Source organism: Pleomorphochaeta naphthae, assembly GCF_055396005.1.
In genome coordinates this window covers 2,702,366-2,719,755 of sequence record NZ_AP042457.1, presented here as the reverse complement: position 1 = coordinate 2,719,755, position 17,390 = coordinate 2,702,366, and the positions used below count along the sequence as shown (strand labels likewise).

The following is a 17,390-nucleotide window of genomic DNA, read 5'->3' as shown; positions in this document are numbered from 1 at the left end:
AAATGGACAAAAAGGTTTCAATTAAAATTTGTGTTGGCACATCTTGTTTTGTACAAGGAGGCTCAGATTTACTTTTATATAATGATTTCATTGATTCAGATATCATTGAAAATTGTGAAATCGAAGGAACATCTTGCTTTAATGCATGTAAAGGTCATGAGGGAGAGAGTGCTCCTTTTGTGATGATTAATAATAAAATATATGGCGATATGACACCCGAAAAATTAAAAAAAATAGTTGATGAGGTTTATCATGCTAGAAAGAAATAATCAATTTACTCATTTAAAAAATAAAGTATATTCTACAGTTTTAAAGAGCTATTTTAATGGGACATTGGAAGAAGACATTGATAAAATTCCTTATTGGATAATTCCTAAAGACACCGATCCAAGTAGATGTTGTATATATAAAGAAAGAGCAATGATTAGATACAGAATTTTGGCATTTCTTGGAGTAAATATTGAAAAAGATGACGATGAAATGAAACCTCTAAGTGCATATTATAGAGAAGTAATTTCTAAAAAGATGAAGCCTTTACCAGTTTTAACAACTATAAGTACAGCTTGTAGTGCATGCCCTAAAGATCAGTACCATATAAGTGAAGCTTGCAGAGGTTGTTATGCTCGACCATGTTTAGCAAACTGTCCAAAAGATGCAATTGTTTTTGTAAATGGAAAAGCATCTATAGATCAAGAAAAATGTATTAGATGTGGAAAATGCCAAGAAGTTTGTCCTTTTAATAGTGTTTTACATAGATTAGTTCCTTGTGAAGGCGCCTGTCCTGTAAATGCAATAAAGAAAAATGAAAAAGGCTTTGTAGAGATAGATTACAAAAAATGTATAAGTTGTGGTAAATGTGCAAGAAGTTGTCCTTTTGGTGCAATAGTTGAAAGAAGTAGTATTTTTGAAGTATTAAAGCTACTTACTTCTGATGAGAAAGTTACAGCAATTATTGCTCCGGCAATTGATGGTCAATTTCCAGGAACCTTAGGCCAAATTAAAAGAGCTCTAAAACTAGTTGGCTTTGATGATGTTGTTGAAGTTAGTGAAGGTGCAGAAATAACTAGTATAAATGAAGCTATGGAACTTAAAGAGAGACTTGAAAGAGGCGATAAACTTATGAGTACAAGTTGTTGTCCTTCATATATAGAAATCATTGAACGTCATTTGCCAAATTTAAAATCTATAAAAAGTGACACACTCTCTCCAATGGCATATACAGCACAACTTGTAAAAGAAAAAAATCCTGAAACAAAGGTAGTGTTTGTGGGGCCTTGTTTAGCAAAAAGGGTTGAAGCAATTAAATTAGATACAATTGATGGAGTTATTACATTTAGTGAGTTAGGTTCAATGTTTGTAGCGAAGGATATAGATGTTAAAGAACTTGAGGAAGATGATTTAGGCAATACAGAGAGCTTTGAAGATTGTAGAAACTTTGCAATAAGTGAAGGTGTTAAAGGCTGTGTTCTAAGTAGAATGGAAGATCCTTCGATAGTAAAACCTTTTTCCATAAATGGTGTAGATAAAAAAGTCTTTAAGATGCTTAAAGTAATAGATAAGATTCCATCTAAAGGAAACTTTGTTGAAGTTATGGTTTGTGATGGAGGGTGCATAAATGGCCCTGGAACCATAGTTAATCCAAAAATTGCAATGAAACTAAGAAATGGTAATACAAAAGCAATTGCTAAAGTAATGAAAAAAGAAACACTTTATTGACCAAGAGTAAATTAATGTTTATTTTATATCCAAGAGGTATATATGAACACAAAAGAGGACTTAGAAGCTTTATTAGAAAGCTATGATGGGTCAATAGAAAGCAGGTATTGTTCCTTAGCTAATACTGTTGCTTTTTTAAAAAATTTACTTGAAGAAATTTCTTGGATAGGGTTCTATCTAAAAAAGGATTCATTTTTAGTTTTGGGCCCTTTTCAAGGAAATATAGCTTGTGAAAAAATTCCCTTCACTAGAGGTGTTTGTGGTGATGCATATACCTTAAAGAAAACTATTAATGTAGATAATGTTAATTTATATGAAAATCATATAGCTTGTGAAAGTGATACTTGTAGTGAATTAGTAATCCCATTAATAAATAAATCAAGAGTAGTTGGTGTTTTAGATATAGATTCTAAATCTTTTAGTAGATTTAAAGCTGATGAAATTGCATTATTAGAAGAACTTGCCGATGTTATTGCAAAAAAACTATTTTAATTAATAGTTATTGCTTGACATCCCAAATTAAAAAGAGCATATTTTTATTAAAGGCTATGATAAAGACGAGTAGCAAAAGAAAGTGCTAAGAGAGAGAGTATTCATTGGCTGGAAAATACTCAGTTACTCTTTTGTGAAAACCCCTTTGGAGCTGCAACCCCAACGATATAAATCAAGTAAGGAAGCCGTTTTCTCAACGTTATGAGACAAATTAAGCGTCTTTTCTTTTTGTAAGGAAAGGAAGCAAGGTGGAACCGCGGAAGCTATTATGCCTTCGTCCTTGTATTTGATGATTTATGTCATCATTTATAGAGATGAGGACATAATAGCTTTTTTTGTTATTAAAATTAGGAGATAGATTATGGCAGAAAAATTAAGTGCTGAAGAAAAATTAGCTAGAGTTCGTCATTCCATGGCACACGTAATGGCTGAAGCTGTTTTAGAAATGTTTCCAACAGCTCAAATAGCTATTGGACCAGCAATTGAAAATGGCTTTTATTATGATTTTGAATTACCAAGACAGTTATTAAGTGAAGATTTAGATGAAATAACTGAAAAAATGAAAGCAATAATTAATAGTGATAAAGAATTTGTAAGGACAGAAGTATCTCGAGAAGAAGCAAGAGAAAAATTCAAAGATCAAAAATATAAATTGGAATTACTAGATGCAATTGATGAAAATGAAGTTGTATCTTTATACAACCAAGGTAATTTTACTGATCTTTGTAGAGGTCCTCATGTAAAATCAACAAAAGAATTAAGAAGTGATTCTTTTAAATTAATGAGTATAGCAGGAGCATATTGGAGAGGAAAAGAATCAAATCCAATGCTAACTCGTATTTATGGAACAGCTTGGACAAATAAAAAAGATTTAAGATTATATTTACAAAAATTAGAAGAAATTGAAAAGAGAGATCACAGAAGACTTGGTAAAGAGTTAGATTTATTCTCCATGCATGAAGAAGCTGGTCCTGGTTTAGTTTATTGGCATCCTAAAGGTGCTAGAATTAGATTAGCAATTGAAGACTTCTGGAGAAAAGAACATTATAAAAACGGTTATGAAATGGTATATACCCCACATGTAGGTAAATCTTGGCTATGGGAAACAAGTGGTCACTTAGATTTTTACAAAGAGAGTATGTATCCAGAAATGGTAATGGATAAGGCTAATTATTATGCAAAACCTATGAACTGCCCATTCCATATCATGATTTATAACAATAAGAAGCATTCTTATAGAGAGCTTCCATGTAGATGGGCTGAACTTGGAACAGTTTACAGATATGAAAAAGCTGGAGCTCTTCATGGACTTTTGAGAGTTAGAGGATTTACACAAGATGATGCTCACCTAATTGTAACTCCTGAACAAATGGATAGTGAAATTGAAACAGTATTAAAGTTTTCTCTTCATATGTTACATAGCTTTGGATTTAAAGAAATTAAAGCATATCTTTCTACAAAACCAGAAAAGAGTGTAGGAGAAGTTGAAAGATGGGATGCTGCAACATCTGCACTTAGAAGAGCAATTGAAAAAGAAGGCTTAGAATATGAAGTTGATGAAGGCGGTGGAGCATTCTACGGACCAAAAATTGATTTAAAGATAAAAGATGCAGTTGGAAGACAATGGCAATTATCAACAGTTCAATTTGACTTTAACTTACCAGATAGATTTAATATGACATTCGTTGATAAAGACGGTGTTGAAAAACGTCCTTATATGATACATAGAGCACTTCTAGGTTCAATTGAAAGATTCTTCGGTGTATTATTAGAACATTATGCTGGATCTTTCCCAGCTTGGTTATCTCCTGAGCAAGTTAGAATTATTCCTATTAATGATTCTTGTTTTGATTACTGTAAAGAATTAGAAATGAAACTTCTTAGTGAAGACTTTAGAGTTTCAGCTGATTTAAGCACAGCTCACTTTAAAGCAAAAATCAAAGAGGCTCAACATGAAAAAGTGCCATATATGATAGTTGTAGGTAATAGAGAAGTTGAATCGAAACAAATGTCGGTAAGGCTTAGAAATGGAAAGCAAGAAAATTGGGGAGATTATAATTCCTTTGTTGAAAAGCTTCATAAAATAATTGACTCAAAGCAAATTGAGTTATAATAATGAAAAAGGGTGGCAAAACATGTCGCCCTTTTTTAAGGACTAAAAAAATGAATAAAGAAAAATTTAAAAAATTAGAAGATTTAGATAGAAAAATTACTATGATAAATCATTTAACTCAGGTTTTGGAGTATGATTTAGAAGTAAATGCCCCCAAAAAAGCTTTAGGAGAAAGGTCAAAACAATTATCATGGACTTCTTTAGAAGCTCATAAAATTGCTTCAAGTGATGAGATGGGAGAACTATTAGCAGCCCTTGGAGCTTCAGATGAAAATGTAGAAGGTTTGGGAGAGAGTGATTTTGAAAAAGCATTAATTAGAGTAAGGTTTAAAGAATATTCTAAAGCAAAAAAGATTCCTTCACAGTTTATAGAAAAGAAACGAGAAATATTAACAGTATCATATGATAAATGGGTGGAAGCTAGAGAAAATGATGATTTTTCAATATTTGCACCATATTTAAATCAAGTTTTAGAATGTGCTAGAGAAGAAGCAGAGTATATTAAAAAGCCTAATCAAAGTTTATATGATGCCTTGTTAAATGAATATGAAGAAGGCTTAACAAGTGAACAGATAGATAAAGTATTTGATGATTTAGAGAAAAAACTAATACCCTTGGTAGCAAAATATAAAGATATAGAAGTAAATGATAAATTCTTATATCAAAAGTATGATGTAAAAAAACAAGAAAAGTTTGCTACTGAGATTTTAAAAGACATGGGATTTGATTTTGATAGAGGAACTTTAGCCTTAGCTGTTCATCCTTTTACTACAACATTGGGCTGTGATGATATTAGGATAACAACAAGATATTCAGACCCTAATTTTAGTGACCCCCTTTGCTCTACCATACATGAGGGTGGACATGCTTTATATGAAATGAATGCTTCTAAAGATTCTCTTAAAGGAACAAGTTTAAGTGAAGGTGTTAGCATGGGCATTCATGAAAGTCAAAGCAGATTTTGGGAAAATGTTATAATTAAAAATCCAGAATTTTGGGATGTTTGGTATCCAAATTTAAAAGAAAAATTTCCAACTCAATTAGAAAACGTTTCACAAAAAGAGTTTGTTAAAGCTATTAATAAAGTTAATCCTTCTTATATTCGAGTTAATGCTGACGAAGTAACTTATAATTTACATATAATATTGCGATATAAATTAGAGAAGCAATTGATTGAAGGGTCTTTAAAGGTAGAAGATTTACCGAAGGCTTGGAATAAGAGATTTGAAGAAGCTTTCACATTGAAGATTGAAAATGAGAGTGATGGTTGTTTACAAGATGTTCACTGGGCTAGTGGATTGATTGGATATTTTCCAACATATGCATTAGGTAATCTTTATTCTGCTCAGTTGTTAAATAAAATGGAAGAAGATTTTGGTGGTAAGAAAATTGGTAAAATTATCAAAGAAAATGGTTTAAGAGATATTAGTAAGTGGTTAGATGAAAATGTTCATAGTAAAGGAAGTTTGTATATTCCTAAAGTTTTGATCCAACAAATAACAAATAAAGCCCTTGACGGGAACTATTTCACACAGTACCTTGAAGACAAGCTAGAAGTAATTTTTGATTAATTAGGAGATAATTGTGAATTTACCAAATAGATTAACACTTGCACGTTTAATAATGACACCTCTATTTTTTATAGTATTTAATTTGCCGATATGGTTTAATTCTTCATTTCAGACAGTTTCGACAGTCTTAGTTCTACTGTTATTTATTGCAATAGAAGCAACTGATTTACTAGATGGGATAATAGCTAGAAAAAGAAATTTAGTTACTGATTTAGGAAAAGTTATGGATCCTTTCGCAGACACCTTTGCAAGACTTACGTATTTTGTCTGTTTGATGAGTGTTGGAATTTTCCCTATAATAGCTTTTGTTATCATTTTATGGAGAGAGTTGGCTCAATCCTTTATAAGATCATTATTAATGAGAGAAGGAAAAGCTCTTCCTGCTAATATTTGGGGAAAGACTAAAGCTGTTTTGTATGCAGTATCAGCAGTTGCTGGTGTTCTCTATCTAATATTGGTAAGAAGCCTTCCAGATATGAAATATTTAGAACAAATTCATTTAGTTTTAAATGTTTTATTCTATATCTCAGCATTTGCGTCAATAGGCTCTTTTTTCACATATATTATCCAAATTAAAAAAAGCAAGATTTTAAGTCATTTGAGTAAATAATAATTTAAGCAATATAATACTCCCTAATTGTGAAGTTTATAAATTCTTTACAGTTGAGGGAGTTTTTTTATTTGCATCGAGAATTAAATGTAAATAAAAATTAAAATTATTATAGTGAATATTTAATTGTAAAAAAATAAAATGAAATGATAAAATCTTATCAAATTTTTAGTTAAAATTTGGTGATTTTTTAATAGTAAAAATGAGGTTGAAAAAAAAATAAAAAAATTGGAAAAAAGTACTAGACAAAATTTTAAAGTTTTCGTAATATCCCACTTGTTGTTCGGGTAAAAACGTTATTACAAAGCGATTTAAACGGCAATTGCAAGAAAATTTAAATAAAAATTAAATAAGCTATTGACTATAATTTTTATACATGTTATTTTCAACAAGCTTGTTAATAATTTAAGATGTTTTCAAGCAGATTTTTGACATAAATATTAGAGAAGAGAAGAGAAGTTAAAATGCTTTTCGATTACCATTTATTTGGTCGTTGGAAAAGCAGATTATAGAAAGCATTAGGGCTTTCTGTCAATTCAAAATAAGAACAAAGATGAAATAAGCTAATGTTCGTTAAGCGAGTGACAGGAATTAAATTAATTTGTTAATTATAGTGGTCTTTATGACCATAATTATATAACGGAGAGTTTGATCCTGGCTCAGAACGAACGCTGGCGGCGCGTTTTAAGCATGCAAGTCGAGCGGTAAGCTAACTTCGGTTAGCCTAGAGCGGCGGACGGGTGAGTAACACGTGGATAATCTACCCTCTTGTTTGGGATAGCCTGTGGAAACATGGGGTAATACCAAATAATACTCTTTTATCACAAGATAAGAGAAGGAAAGGCGCCTCAAAGCGTCGCGAGAGGATGAGTCTGCGTCCCATTAGCTAGATGGTAGGGTAAAAGCCTACCATGGCGATGATGGGTAGCCGGCCTGAGAGGGTGATCGGCCACATTGGAACTGAGATACGGTCCAGACTCCTACGGGGGGCAGCAGCTAAGAATCTTCCGCAATGGACGAAAGTCTGACGGAGCGACGCCGCGTGAACGATGAAGGCCGTGAGGTTGTAAAGTTCTTTTCGGGAGGAGGAATAAGGTTTGCAGGAAATGGCAGACTGATGACGTGAATCCCGGAATAAGCCCCGGCTAACTACGTGCCAGCAGCCGCGGTAACACGTAGGGGGCAAGCGTTGTTCGGAATCATTGGGCGTAAAGGGCGTGCAGGCGGTATTGCAAGTCTGGCGTGAAAGATCTCGGCTTAACCGAGGGAACGCGCTGGAAACTGTAATACTAGAGTACAGGAGGGGACATTGGAATTCCAGGTGTAGGGGTGAAATCTGTAGATATCTGGAAGAACACCGGTGGCGAAGGCGAATGTCTGGCCATGTACTGACGCTGAGACGCGAAGGTGCGGGGAGCAAACAGGTTTAGATACCCTGGTAGTCCGCACAGTAAACGATGTACACTAGGTGGTGGGTGGTTACACTCAGTACCGAAGCTAACGCATTAAGTGTACCGCCTGGGGAGTATGCTCGCAAGGGTGAAACTCAAAGGAATTGACGGGGGCCCGCACAAGCGGTGGAGCATGTGGTTTAATTCGATGATACGCGAGAAACCTTACCAGGGCTTGACATATATTGGACGAATCTAGAGATAGGTTTTCCCTTCGGGGTCGATATACAGGTGCTGCATGGCTGTCGTCAGCTCGTGCTGTGAAGTGTTGGGTTAAGTCCCGCAACGAGCGCAACCCCTACTGCCTGTTACCATCACGTTATGGTGGGGACTCAGGTGGGACTGCCGGTGACAAACCGGAGGAAGGTGGGGACGACGTCAAGTCATCATGGCCCTTATGTCCTGGGCTACACACGTGCTACAATGGCCGGTACAAAGCGCAGCGAAACCGCGAGGTTAAGCGAATCGCAAAAAGCCGGTCTCAGTACGGATTGGAGTCTGCAACTCGACTCCATGAAGTTGGAATCGCTAGTAATCGCGCATCAGCATGGCGCGGTGAATACGTTCCCGGGCCTTGTACACACCGCCCGTCACACCATCCGAGTTGGGGGTACCCGAAGTCGCTAGTCTAACCCGTAAGGGGGGGACGGTTCCGAAGGTATGCTTGGCGAGGAGGGTGAAGTCGTAACAAGGTAGCCGTACCGGAAGGTGTGGCTGGATCACCTCCTTTCTAATAAGAAAGGTAAAGTATTAACCTCTCACAGTTAATACTACAAACATAGGATGTTATCCGATAGGTGGAAGACCTATCACAAAAAGACCCTAGTGTCTCTTCTCTTCTTTTGTATTTATGTCGTTCGGGACTGTAGCTCAGGTGGTTAGAGCGCTTGCCTGATAAGCAAGAGGTCACAAGTTCAAGTCTTGTCAGTCCCATTTTCAGCGAGCATTATATGTCGCTGGTTTTTTTACAGAATATTTTATTTATTCAATATAGCGTAAGGGATTGTAAAGATAATATGGTCAAGCGAATAAGGGTCCACGGAGGATGCCTAGGAGCCGCCAGGCGAAGAAGGACGTGGTTAGCTGCGAAAAGCTGCGATGAGGGGCCAACACCCTATGATCCGCAGATATCCGAATGGGGTAACCCGACAGTCTGGATGATTGTCACTATTATGTGAATAAAATAGCATAATAGAGGTATACGCTGGGAACTGAACCATCTAAGTACCAGCAGGAGTAGAAATCAAAAATGAGATTCCCTTAGTAGCGGCGAGCGAAGGGGGAAGAGCCCAAACCAAGCGCTTTTAAGTGTTTGGGGTTGTAGGGGTGCATCGGGGGAATCCCGATTAGTAAGAAAAGTATTTATTAGACGAAAGATTCTGGGACGGTCTGTCAGAGAAGGTGAAAGCCCTGTAGTCGAAAATAGATACTCTAATTGGATGCACTACCTGAGTACGGCGGGACACGAGAAATCCTGTCGGAATCTGGGGGGACCACCCTCCAAGGCTAAATACTCGGCGGCTACCGATAGCGCATAGTACCGTGAGGGAAAGGTGAAAAGCACCCCGGGAGGGGAGTGAAAGAGAACCTGAAACCGTGGACTTACAAGCGGTCAAAGCCCGAAAGGGTGATGGCGTGCCTTTTGTAGAATGAGCCTGCGAGTTACCGTGTGTAGCAAGGTTAAGGGATAGGAGTCCTGGAGCCGTAGGGAAACCGAGTCTGAATAGGGCGATAAGTTGCATGTGGTAGACCCGAAGCCAAGTGATCTAACCATGGCCAGGCTGAAGCTGGAGTAAAATCTAGTGGAGGGCCGAACGTAAATCCGCTGAAAAGGGTTGCGATGAGCTGTGGTTCGGAGTGAAAGGCTAAACAAACTTGGAGATAGCTGGTACTCCCCGAAATAGCTTTAGGGCTAGCGTTACGTGGACTGCCACGGAGGTAAAGCACTGGATAGATGCGGGCCCTTCACCGGGTACCAAGTTTAACCAAACTCTGAATGCCGTGGTACAATGCGTAGCAGTCAGACGGCGACTGATAAGGGCCGTCGTCAAGAGGGAAACAGCCCAGACCGTCAGCTAAGGTCCCAAAGATATACTAAGTGGGAAAGGAAGTATGATTGCACAGACAGCCAGGAGGTTGGCTTAGAAGCAGCCACTCCTTCAAAGAGTGCGTAATAGCTCACTGGTCGAGTAGTCATGCGCCGACAATCCAACGGGGCTAAGTATATCACCGAAGCTACGGCACAGCGCTAGACGCTGTGGGTAGGGGAGCATTCTGTGTACGGATGAAGTCAAGACGGAAGTTTTGGTGGACGGGACAGAAGAGAGAATGCAGGCATGAGTAACGAAAAGAGGGGTGAGATCCCCCTCCGCCGAAAGCCTAAGGTTTCCAGGGTAAAGTCAATCTACCCAAGGGTTAGTCGGCCCCTAAGGCGAGGACGAAAGTCGTAGTCGATGGGAAGCGGGTCAATATTCCCGCACCTCTCAGTGTTTCGATGGAACGAAGCATAGGGCGAAACGCGGCAGGGCGACGGTTGTCCCTGTCAAAGCAGCGATGCGTTAAGGTTAATAGGCAAATCCGTTAACTAAGAGGAGCTGTGAGCGATTACTTTTACGGAAGTAAGAAGCGCGTGTAGTCGTCGTGCCAAGAAATAGTTTCTAAGGTAAGGCACTGAGGGACCGTACTATAAACCGACACAGGTGGGCGAGCTGAGAATGCGAAGGCGTACGGAAGAACTCACGTTAAGGAACTCGGCAAAATGCATACGTAACTTAGGGATAAGTATGGCTCACGAGAGTGAGTTGCAGAGAAATGGCCCATGCGACTGTTTACCAAAAACACAGGTCCATGCGAACCAGCAATGGGAAGTATATGGACTGACACCTGCCCGGTGCTGGAAGGTCAAGGGGAGTGGTTATTGATTTATCAAGAAGCTGCGAACTCAAGCCCCAGTAAACGGCGGCCGTAACTATAACGGTCCTAAGGTAGCGAAATTCCTTGTCGGGTAAGTTCCGACCCGCACGAATGGTGTAACGATATGGGCGCTGTCTCAACGTGAGATCCGGTGAAATTGAAGTTCAGGTGAAGATGCCTGATACTTGTGGTTAGACGGAAAGACCCCGTGAACCTTTACTTCAACTTGACATTGAAAATTGGACAAGGATGTGTAGGATAGGTGGGAGACGTAGATGCGTGGACGTCAGTTTGCGCGGAGTCGTTGGTGAAATACCACCCTTCCTTTTCCAGTTTTCTAACCCTGGCCGTGAAACCGGTTAGGGGAGAGTGTCAGGCGGGAAGTTTGACTGGGGCGGTCGCCTCCTAAAGTGTAACGGAGGCGCGCGATGGTCACCTTAGGATGGTTGGGAATCATCCCTCAAGTGTAAAGGCACAAGGTGGCTTGACTGCGAGGCTTACAAGCCGAGCAGGTACGAAAGTAGGTCTTAGTGATCTGGCGGTAGCGAGTGGAAGCGCCGTCACTTAACGGATAAAAGGTACTCCGGGGATAACAGGCTGATCTTGCCCAAGAGTTCATATCGACGGCAAGGTTTGGCACCTCGATGTCGGCTCATCGCATCCTGGGGCTGGAGCAGGTCCCAAGGGTTTGGCTGTTCGCCAATTAAAGCGGTACGCGAGCTGGGTTCAGAACGTCGTGAGACAGTTCGGTCCCTATCTGCCACAAGCGTTGGATGTTTGAGGGGTTCTGCTTTTAGTACGAGAGGACCGAAGTGGACAAACCTCTGGTGTACCAGTTGTCGTGCCAACGGCAGGTGCTGGGTAGCTACGTTTGGAAGGGATAACCGCTGAAAGCATCTAAGCGGGAAACCCTCCCCAAGATGAGACATCCCATCCTCTTTAAGAGGACTGAAGGAACCAGAGAGAATATCTGGTTGATAGGCCGAGAGTGTAAGCATGGCGACATGTTCAGCTTATCGGTACTAATTAGCCGTGAGGCTTGACCATATTATCGTTGCGATCCCTAGAATATCGCACTTAAACTCGATAGCTAAATTTATTTAGCTCTCTAGGTTTAAGTTGGCCCGGTGGCCATAGCAGAGTGGACACACCCGTTCCCATCCCGAACACGGCAGTTAAGCGCTCTCACGCCGATGGTACTACAATTATGTGGGAGAGTAGGTAGCTGCCGGGCCTTTTTTTATTTTTACACCTTTGGGTGTATTTTTTTTACCTTTTTATTAAAATTGTTGTTTATGCAACGTCTATTTAGGTTAGATTATACTAACATTTAATTATAGGAGATAAATCATGAGAAAAAATGATTATGAAGTAATTGATGTTAGAAATATTACAACCACTTTTCTACCTGGCCTATTAAAGAAAGCAAAAGCTCTTGAAATTGGAAAAGGCCTTTGTATAGTTCAAAGCTTTGATCCAAAACCATTATATTCTGCTATGGAAGATTTAGGATATGAATGGGAAGTTGATAAAGTTAGTAAGGATGAATATAGGTGTTATTTTTTAAAAGTAAAAGACTTTGATTTAAAATATGAAGATGGTGCTGATATGCCATTTAAGCCAACAGCTATATTAAATTATAAAAAGATTGATAATGATTTGGCTGAGACTGTTGTAGATTTTTGGCAGCTAATTTGGGAGAAAGAAAATCCAGCTATCGATTTAAAAACTAAACTTCTATTATCATTAAGCAATGCAGTTGGAGCGGCTAGATTTAGACAAGCAACAAGAGAATTAATTAAAGCATATTCAATTGGATTGACTGTTGCAGAATTAGATGAGCTTTTTTCTTTATTTGCCTGGAACCAAGGAATTGGATATTTCTCATCAGAGATTGGCCCTTCAGTCTTATTTAAATCTTATCAGTTAATTAAAACTTTAGAAAAACAAGGGAAACCACGCAATCAAATTATGAAAGAGCTATTAAACAAATTTGGAGAAAAAAATAAAGAAGTAAGTACTACTTCTTCAATTTTTGATTAGTATAACAATAAGAAATAAAAAAACTTCCATTGAAAGCTAAAAGAAGCTTAGATTGGAAGTTTTTTTCTTTATACTTTAATTTACAAGAGTTTTTGTAACTTCTTTTAACAAATCCCTTATTTTTAGATGCTGCGGACAGTGAGTTTCACATAAACCACATTCAACACAGGCATTTGCTTTTTCTTTTGCTGTAAATACTGATTTATATTCACTTTTAATTTTATTTTTATTTTTCACAGAATCTAAATTGTAATATTTATTATAATATTTAAAATTATCAGGAATTAGTACGCCCTGAGGGCAAGGAAGACAATATTTACAATTAGTACAACCTATTCTTTTCGACTTATAAATTATAGAGAGAACATTTGATATAGTGGCAGTATCTGCATCAGATAATGATCCTACATCAAAGCTAGAAGCAGATGAGATGTTGTCTTTGACTTCTTCTAGGGCTCCCATACCACTTAAGATAACTTTTACATTCTTTTGGTTTAATAGCCATTTTAGAGACCATGAAGCATAAGAAGCATCTTTATCAGCTTCTTTATAGACTTCTTCAGCTTTAGGAGGTAATTCTCTAGCTAATTGACCACCCTTTAATGGTTCCATAATAACACAACCAATTCCTTTTGACTCACAGTAATCAAGGCCTTCTTTACCAGCTTGATAATATTCATCAAGATAGTTGTATTGAATTTGAACCATATCCCAATCATAGCTATCAACAATTTCTTTAAAAAGAGAAATAGATTCATCATGGAAGGAGAAGCCTGTATATTTAATTTTTCCCTCTTTTTTAGCTTTATCTAAAAATTCCAAAGCTTTGTAATTTTGAGCCTTTTTCCAATTTTCCTTATTAAGAGCATGTAAAATATAGAAATCAAAATGAGATTGATTAGACCTTTTAAGTTGAGCATTTAAAAATTCATCTAATTTATCAGCAGATTCAACCATCCATAAAGATAGTTTTGAAGTTAGATAAACCTTATCTCTTAAATTTTCAGTATTTAAGATATTACCAACAACTACTTCACTCATCCCTCCATGATAAGGGTATGCTGTATCAATGTAGTTAACACCATTACTTATAGCATATTTTAATAGCTTTGTAGTTTCTTCGATATTAATATCTTTTGTATCTTCTGAATTTAATGGAAATCTCATGCATCCAAAACCAATTTGTGAAACCTTAATCTTATCTTTACCTAATTCTCTATACTTCATTTTTCCTCAACTTAAATATAATATTATAGTTTTAAGACTACACGTAACTTACCATTCTTCTAAAGTTGTTCTCATAATTTGGTAATTATTTCTTATATTATATTACGGATTTTAAAAATTTGAAATACTTTGTAAATTTCGTCCCATTTATTTGAAGATGATTCAAATTAATACTGGTTGTCTTTATTAAGTTCTACTAAATTATATATTTAATCTTATATTATAAAATTTATAGTATTTATTTATATAAAAACTCTAGGAAGATAGATAAAACAACAAAAAAATAAACATTAATTATAATATTGAAAACAGAAAAATAATAAAAAAATTAAAATTATTGGAAATTGGGATTATTTTACTTTACTAATTAGCATAAATAGAGTATTTTAAAATTAAATCGTACGCGATTAATTAGGAGAATTCAATGACAATTTATGATTTTGAAGTAGAGAAGGCAGATGGAAATAGTGTTAGTTTAAAAGAGTTTAAAGGTAAAGTCTTGCTAATAGTAAATACTGCTAGTAAATGTGGGTTCACTCCACAATTTGAGGGTTTAGAAAAATTATATGAAAAATACAAAGATAAAGGGTTGGTTATATTAGGTTTTCCGTGTAACCAATTTGCTAATCAAGATCCTGGGACTGATGAAGAGATTTCATCATTCTGTAGTTTAAATTATGGAGTTACCTTTCCAATCTTTAAAAAAATTGATGTAAATGGTGAAAACGCTCATCCTTTGTATAAATATCTAAAAAATGAAAAAAAGGGTGCTTTAGGTTCAAAAATAAAATGGAACTTTACTAAATTCTTAGTAGATAGAGATGGAAAAGTTGTAAAAAGATTTGGTTCAAATAAAAAACCTAAAGATTTAGAAGCGGATATTAAAAAAATATTATAAAAATTAAAAAAATAAATATTTTAAAAGTTAAGAGAAATGCTATTTTTGTAACGAAAAAATGGCATTTTTTTGCTTTTAAACCTAAAAAAAAACTTAATAATTGTGTAAAAAATCACTATTTTTAGGAAATTTCAAAAAAAATGAAAAATTTTTCAAAATGTACTTGAATAAATTTTAATAGTAGTATAGTTTCTCATCTCGTTGGCTGACAAAAAAAGCAAACAGTTTGATTTTTTTAGGAAAATAAATATAGCAAAAAAATTAAAAAAAGCTATTGACTTGTTTGTTTGAAAACTGTTATGTTAACTGAGTGCTCAAAATATTGAGCGCTGCAAAATGTTCTAAGTTATTAGAGCTAAATGCAATTGTTATTTGAAATTATGAGCGTAAGGGAAGAGAAATAGAAAGCAAATTATGGTGATGAAAATTGCTGTAAAGAGGGCTTTCTGTCAATTCAAAATAAGAACAAAGATGAAATAAGCTAATGTTCGTTAAGCGAGTGACAGGAATTAAATTAATTTGTTAATTATAGTGGTCTTTATGACCATAATTATATAACGGAGAGTTTGATCCTGGCTCAGAACGAACGCTGGCGGCGCGTTTTAAGCATGCAAGTCGAGCGGTAAGCTAACTTCGGTTAGCCTAGAGCGGCGGACGGGTGAGTAACACGTGGATAATCTACCCTCTTGTTTGGGATAGCCTGTGGAAACATGGGGTAATACCAAATAATACTCTTTTATCACAAGATAAAAGAAGGAAAGGCGCCTCAAAGCGTCGCGAGAGGATGAGTCTGCGTCCCATTAGCTAGATGGTAGGGTAAAAGCCTACCATGGCGATGATGGGTAGCCGGCCTGAGAGGGTGATCGGCCACATTGGAACTGAGATACGGTCCAGACTCCTACGGGGGGCAGCAGCTAAGAATCTTCCGCAATGGACGAAAGTCTGACGGAGCGACGCCGCGTGAACGATGAAGGCCGTGAGGTTGTAAAGTTCTTTTCGGGAGGAGGAATAAGGTTTGCAGGAAATGGCAGACTGATGACGTGAATCCCGGAATAAGCCCCGGCTAACTACGTGCCAGCAGCCGCGGTAACACGTAGGGGGCAAGCGTTGTTCGGAATCATTGGGCGTAAAGGGCGTGCAGGCGGTATTGCAAGTCTGGCGTGAAAGATCTCGGCTTAACCGAGGGAACGCGCTGGAAACTGTAATACTAGAGTACAGGAGGGGACATTGGAATTCCAGGTGTAGGGGTGAAATCTGTAGATATCTGGAAGAACACCGGTGGCGAAGGCGAATGTCTGGCCATGTACTGACGCTGAGACGCGAAGGTGCGGGGAGCAAACAGGTTTAGATACCCTGGTAGTCCGCACAGTAAACGATGTACACTAGGTGGTGGGTGGTTACACTCAGTACCGAAGCTAACGCATTAAGTGTACCGCCTGGGGAGTATGCTCGCAAGGGTGAAACTCAAAGGAATTGACGGGGGCCCGCACAAGCGGTGGAGCATGTGGTTTAATTCGATGATACGCGAGAAACCTTACCAGGGCTTGACATATATTGGACGAATCTAGAGATAGGTTTTCCCTTCGGGGTCGATATACAGGTGCTGCATGGCTGTCGTCAGCTCGTGCTGTGAAGTGTTGGGTTAAGTCCCGCAACGAGCGCAACCCCTACTGCCTGTTACCATCACGTTATGGTGGGGACTCAGGTGGGACTGCCGGTGACAAACCGGAGGAAGGTGGGGACGACGTCAAGTCATCATGGCCCTTATGTCCTGGGCTACACACGTGCTACAATGGCCGGTACAAAGCGCAGCGAAACCGCGAGGTTAAGCGAATCGCAAAAAGCCGGTCTCAGTACGGATTGGAGTCTGCAACTCGACTCCATGAAGTTGGAATCGCTAGTAATCGCGCATCAGCATGGCGCGGTGAATACGTTCCCGGGCCTTGTACACACCGCCCGTCACACCATCCGAGTTGGGGGTACCCGAAGTCGCTAGTCTAACCCGTAAGGGGGGGACGGTTCCGAAGGTATGCTTGGCGAGGAGGGTGAAGTCGTAACAAGGTAGCCGTACCGGAAGGTGTGGCTGGATCACCTCCTTTCTAATAAGAAAGGTAAAGTATTAACCTCTCACAGTTAATACTGCAAACATAGGATGTTATCCGATAGGTGGAAGACCTATCACAAAAAGACCCTCTTAAAATAATTTGCAGAAAATTCTCTTCCCGCTCTTTTATAATTTTAGACAACGGGGGCATAGCTCAGTTGGCTAGAGCATCGGCTTTGCAAGCCGAGGGTCAGGGGTTCGAGTCCCCTTGCCTCCAAAAGAAGAGATATTTGACATATATAGCGTAAGGGA

At 38.0% G+C, this 17,390-nt stretch carries 9 protein-coding genes, 2 tRNA genes, 4 rRNA genes and 1 other annotated feature; of the genes, 14 read left to right on the top strand and 1 reads right to left on the bottom strand.

What is annotated here, in order from left to right:
• Nucleotides 1-2: 2 nt before the first annotated feature.
• The 11 genes from ACZ5SO_RS12425 to ACZ5SO_RS12375 all read left to right on the top strand — a co-directional run bounded on the left by ACZ5SO_RS12425 (nucleotide 3) and on the right by ACZ5SO_RS12375 (nucleotide 12,909).
• On the top strand, nucleotides 3-269 hold the full coding sequence (locus ACZ5SO_RS12425; RefSeq protein WP_464625002.1) for an NAD(P)H-dependent oxidoreductase subunit E: 267 nt from the start codon (nucleotides 3-5) through the stop codon (nucleotides 267-269).
• Nucleotides 253-1,716: a monomeric [FeFe] hydrogenase gene (locus tag ACZ5SO_RS12420; RefSeq protein ID WP_464625000.1), complete on the top strand. Its 1,464-nt coding sequence runs from the start codon at nucleotides 253-255 to the stop codon at nucleotides 1,714-1,716. The genes ACZ5SO_RS12425 and ACZ5SO_RS12420 overlap by 17 nt, the downstream gene beginning before the upstream one ends.
• Nucleotides 1,717-1,758: 42 nt before the next feature.
• Nucleotides 1,759-2,208 (top strand): GAF domain-containing protein, encoded by a 450-nt coding sequence (locus ACZ5SO_RS12415; RefSeq protein WP_464624998.1) that lies wholly within the window; start codon nucleotides 1,759-1,761, stop codon nucleotides 2,206-2,208.
• 47 nt (nucleotides 2,209-2,255) lie between these two features.
• Nucleotides 2,256-2,493 (top strand) — a binding site (T-box leader).
• A gap of 76 nt (nucleotides 2,494-2,569) precedes the next feature.
• A complete protein-coding gene (gene thrS, locus ACZ5SO_RS12410; protein ID WP_464624997.1) occupies nucleotides 2,570-4,321 on the top strand; it encodes a threonine--tRNA ligase in 1,752 nt (583 codons plus the stop codon).
• Nucleotides 4,322-4,371: 50 nt separating this feature from the next.
• Nucleotides 4,372-5,892, top strand: coding sequence for a carboxypeptidase M32 (locus ACZ5SO_RS12405; RefSeq protein WP_464624996.1), 1,521 nt, complete (start codon nucleotides 4,372-4,374; stop codon nucleotides 5,890-5,892).
• A 13-nt stretch (nucleotides 5,893-5,905) separates the two neighbouring features.
• Nucleotides 5,906-6,502 carry a CDP-diacylglycerol--glycerol-3-phosphate 3-phosphatidyltransferase gene (gene pgsA, locus ACZ5SO_RS12400; protein WP_464624994.1) on the top strand — a complete coding sequence of 199 codons (597 nt, stop codon included), beginning with the start codon at nucleotides 5,906-5,908 and terminating at the stop codon, nucleotides 6,500-6,502.
• Nucleotides 6,503-7,138: 636 nt separating this feature from the next.
• Nucleotides 7,139-8,683: ribosomal RNA gene (locus ACZ5SO_RS12395) — 16S ribosomal RNA — on the top strand.
• 129 nt (nucleotides 8,684-8,812) lie between these two features.
• Nucleotides 8,813-8,886, top strand: a tRNA-Ile gene (locus ACZ5SO_RS12390).
• A gap of 85 nt (nucleotides 8,887-8,971) precedes the next feature.
• A 23S ribosomal RNA gene (locus ACZ5SO_RS12385) occupies nucleotides 8,972-11,913 on the top strand.
• Nucleotides 11,914-11,989: 76 nt separating this feature from the next.
• A 5S ribosomal RNA gene (gene rrf, locus ACZ5SO_RS12380) occupies nucleotides 11,990-12,100 on the top strand.
• Together the 16S, 23S and 5S rRNA genes with 1 tRNA gene alongside form the textbook arrangement of a ribosomal RNA operon.
• A gap of 116 nt (nucleotides 12,101-12,216) precedes the next feature.
• Nucleotides 12,217-12,909, top strand: a complete 693-nt coding sequence (locus ACZ5SO_RS12375) for a DUF2249 domain-containing protein (protein ID WP_464624993.1) — start codon at nucleotides 12,217-12,219, stop codon at nucleotides 12,907-12,909.
• Between the two features lie 75 nt (nucleotides 12,910-12,984).
• Here ACZ5SO_RS12375 and ACZ5SO_RS12370 read toward each other — a convergent pair whose 3' ends face one another.
• Nucleotides 12,985-14,136 (bottom strand): aldo/keto reductase, encoded by a 1,152-nt coding sequence (locus ACZ5SO_RS12370; protein ID WP_464624992.1) that lies wholly within the window; start codon nucleotides 14,134-14,136, stop codon nucleotides 12,985-12,987.
• A gap of 424 nt (nucleotides 14,137-14,560) precedes the next feature.
• Between ACZ5SO_RS12370 and ACZ5SO_RS12365 the strand changes: the two genes are divergently transcribed.
• The 3 genes from ACZ5SO_RS12365 to ACZ5SO_RS12355 all read left to right on the top strand — a co-directional run bounded on the left by ACZ5SO_RS12365 (nucleotide 14,561) and on the right by ACZ5SO_RS12355 (nucleotide 17,355).
• The gene (locus ACZ5SO_RS12365) at nucleotides 14,561-15,034 is read left to right on the top strand and encodes a glutathione peroxidase (protein ID WP_464624991.1); all 474 of its coding nucleotides are present in this window, start codon (nucleotides 14,561-14,563) and stop codon (nucleotides 15,032-15,034) included.
• Nucleotides 15,035-15,588: 554 nt separating this feature from the next.
• Nucleotides 15,589-17,133: ribosomal RNA gene (locus tag ACZ5SO_RS12360) — 16S ribosomal RNA — on the top strand.
• A gap of 148 nt (nucleotides 17,134-17,281) precedes the next feature.
• Nucleotides 17,282-17,355: transfer RNA gene (locus tag ACZ5SO_RS12355), tRNA-Ala, on the top strand.
• The last annotated feature ends 35 nt before the right edge of the window (nucleotides 17,356-17,390 follow it).

What these genes read in the sequence shown, in the direction of transcription:
- thrS (WP_464624997.1), top strand. Translation starts at nt 2,570, where the DNA reads ATGGCAGAAAAATTAAGTGCTGAAGAAAAATTAGCTAGAGTTCGTCAT.
- ACZ5SO_RS12365 (WP_464624991.1), top strand. Translation starts at nt 14,561, where the DNA reads ATGACAATTTATGATTTTGAAGTAGAGAAGGCAGATGGAAATAGTGTT.
- ACZ5SO_RS12420 (WP_464625000.1), top strand. Translation starts at nt 253, where the DNA reads ATGCTAGAAAGAAATAATCAATTTACTCATTTAAAAAATAAAGTATAT.
- ACZ5SO_RS12425 (WP_464625002.1), top strand. Translation starts at nt 3, where the DNA reads ATGGACAAAAAGGTTTCAATTAAAATTTGTGTTGGCACATCTTGTTTT.
- ACZ5SO_RS12405 (WP_464624996.1), top strand. Translation starts at nt 4,372, where the DNA reads ATGAATAAAGAAAAATTTAAAAAATTAGAAGATTTAGATAGAAAAATT.
- ACZ5SO_RS12370 (WP_464624992.1), bottom strand. Translation starts at nt 14,136, where the DNA reads ATGAAGTATAGAGAATTAGGTAAAGATAAGATTAAGGTTTCACAAATT.
- ACZ5SO_RS12415 (WP_464624998.1), top strand. Translation starts at nt 1,759, where the DNA reads ATGAACACAAAAGAGGACTTAGAAGCTTTATTAGAAAGCTATGATGGG.
- ACZ5SO_RS12375 (WP_464624993.1), top strand. Translation starts at nt 12,217, where the DNA reads ATGAGAAAAAATGATTATGAAGTAATTGATGTTAGAAATATTACAACC.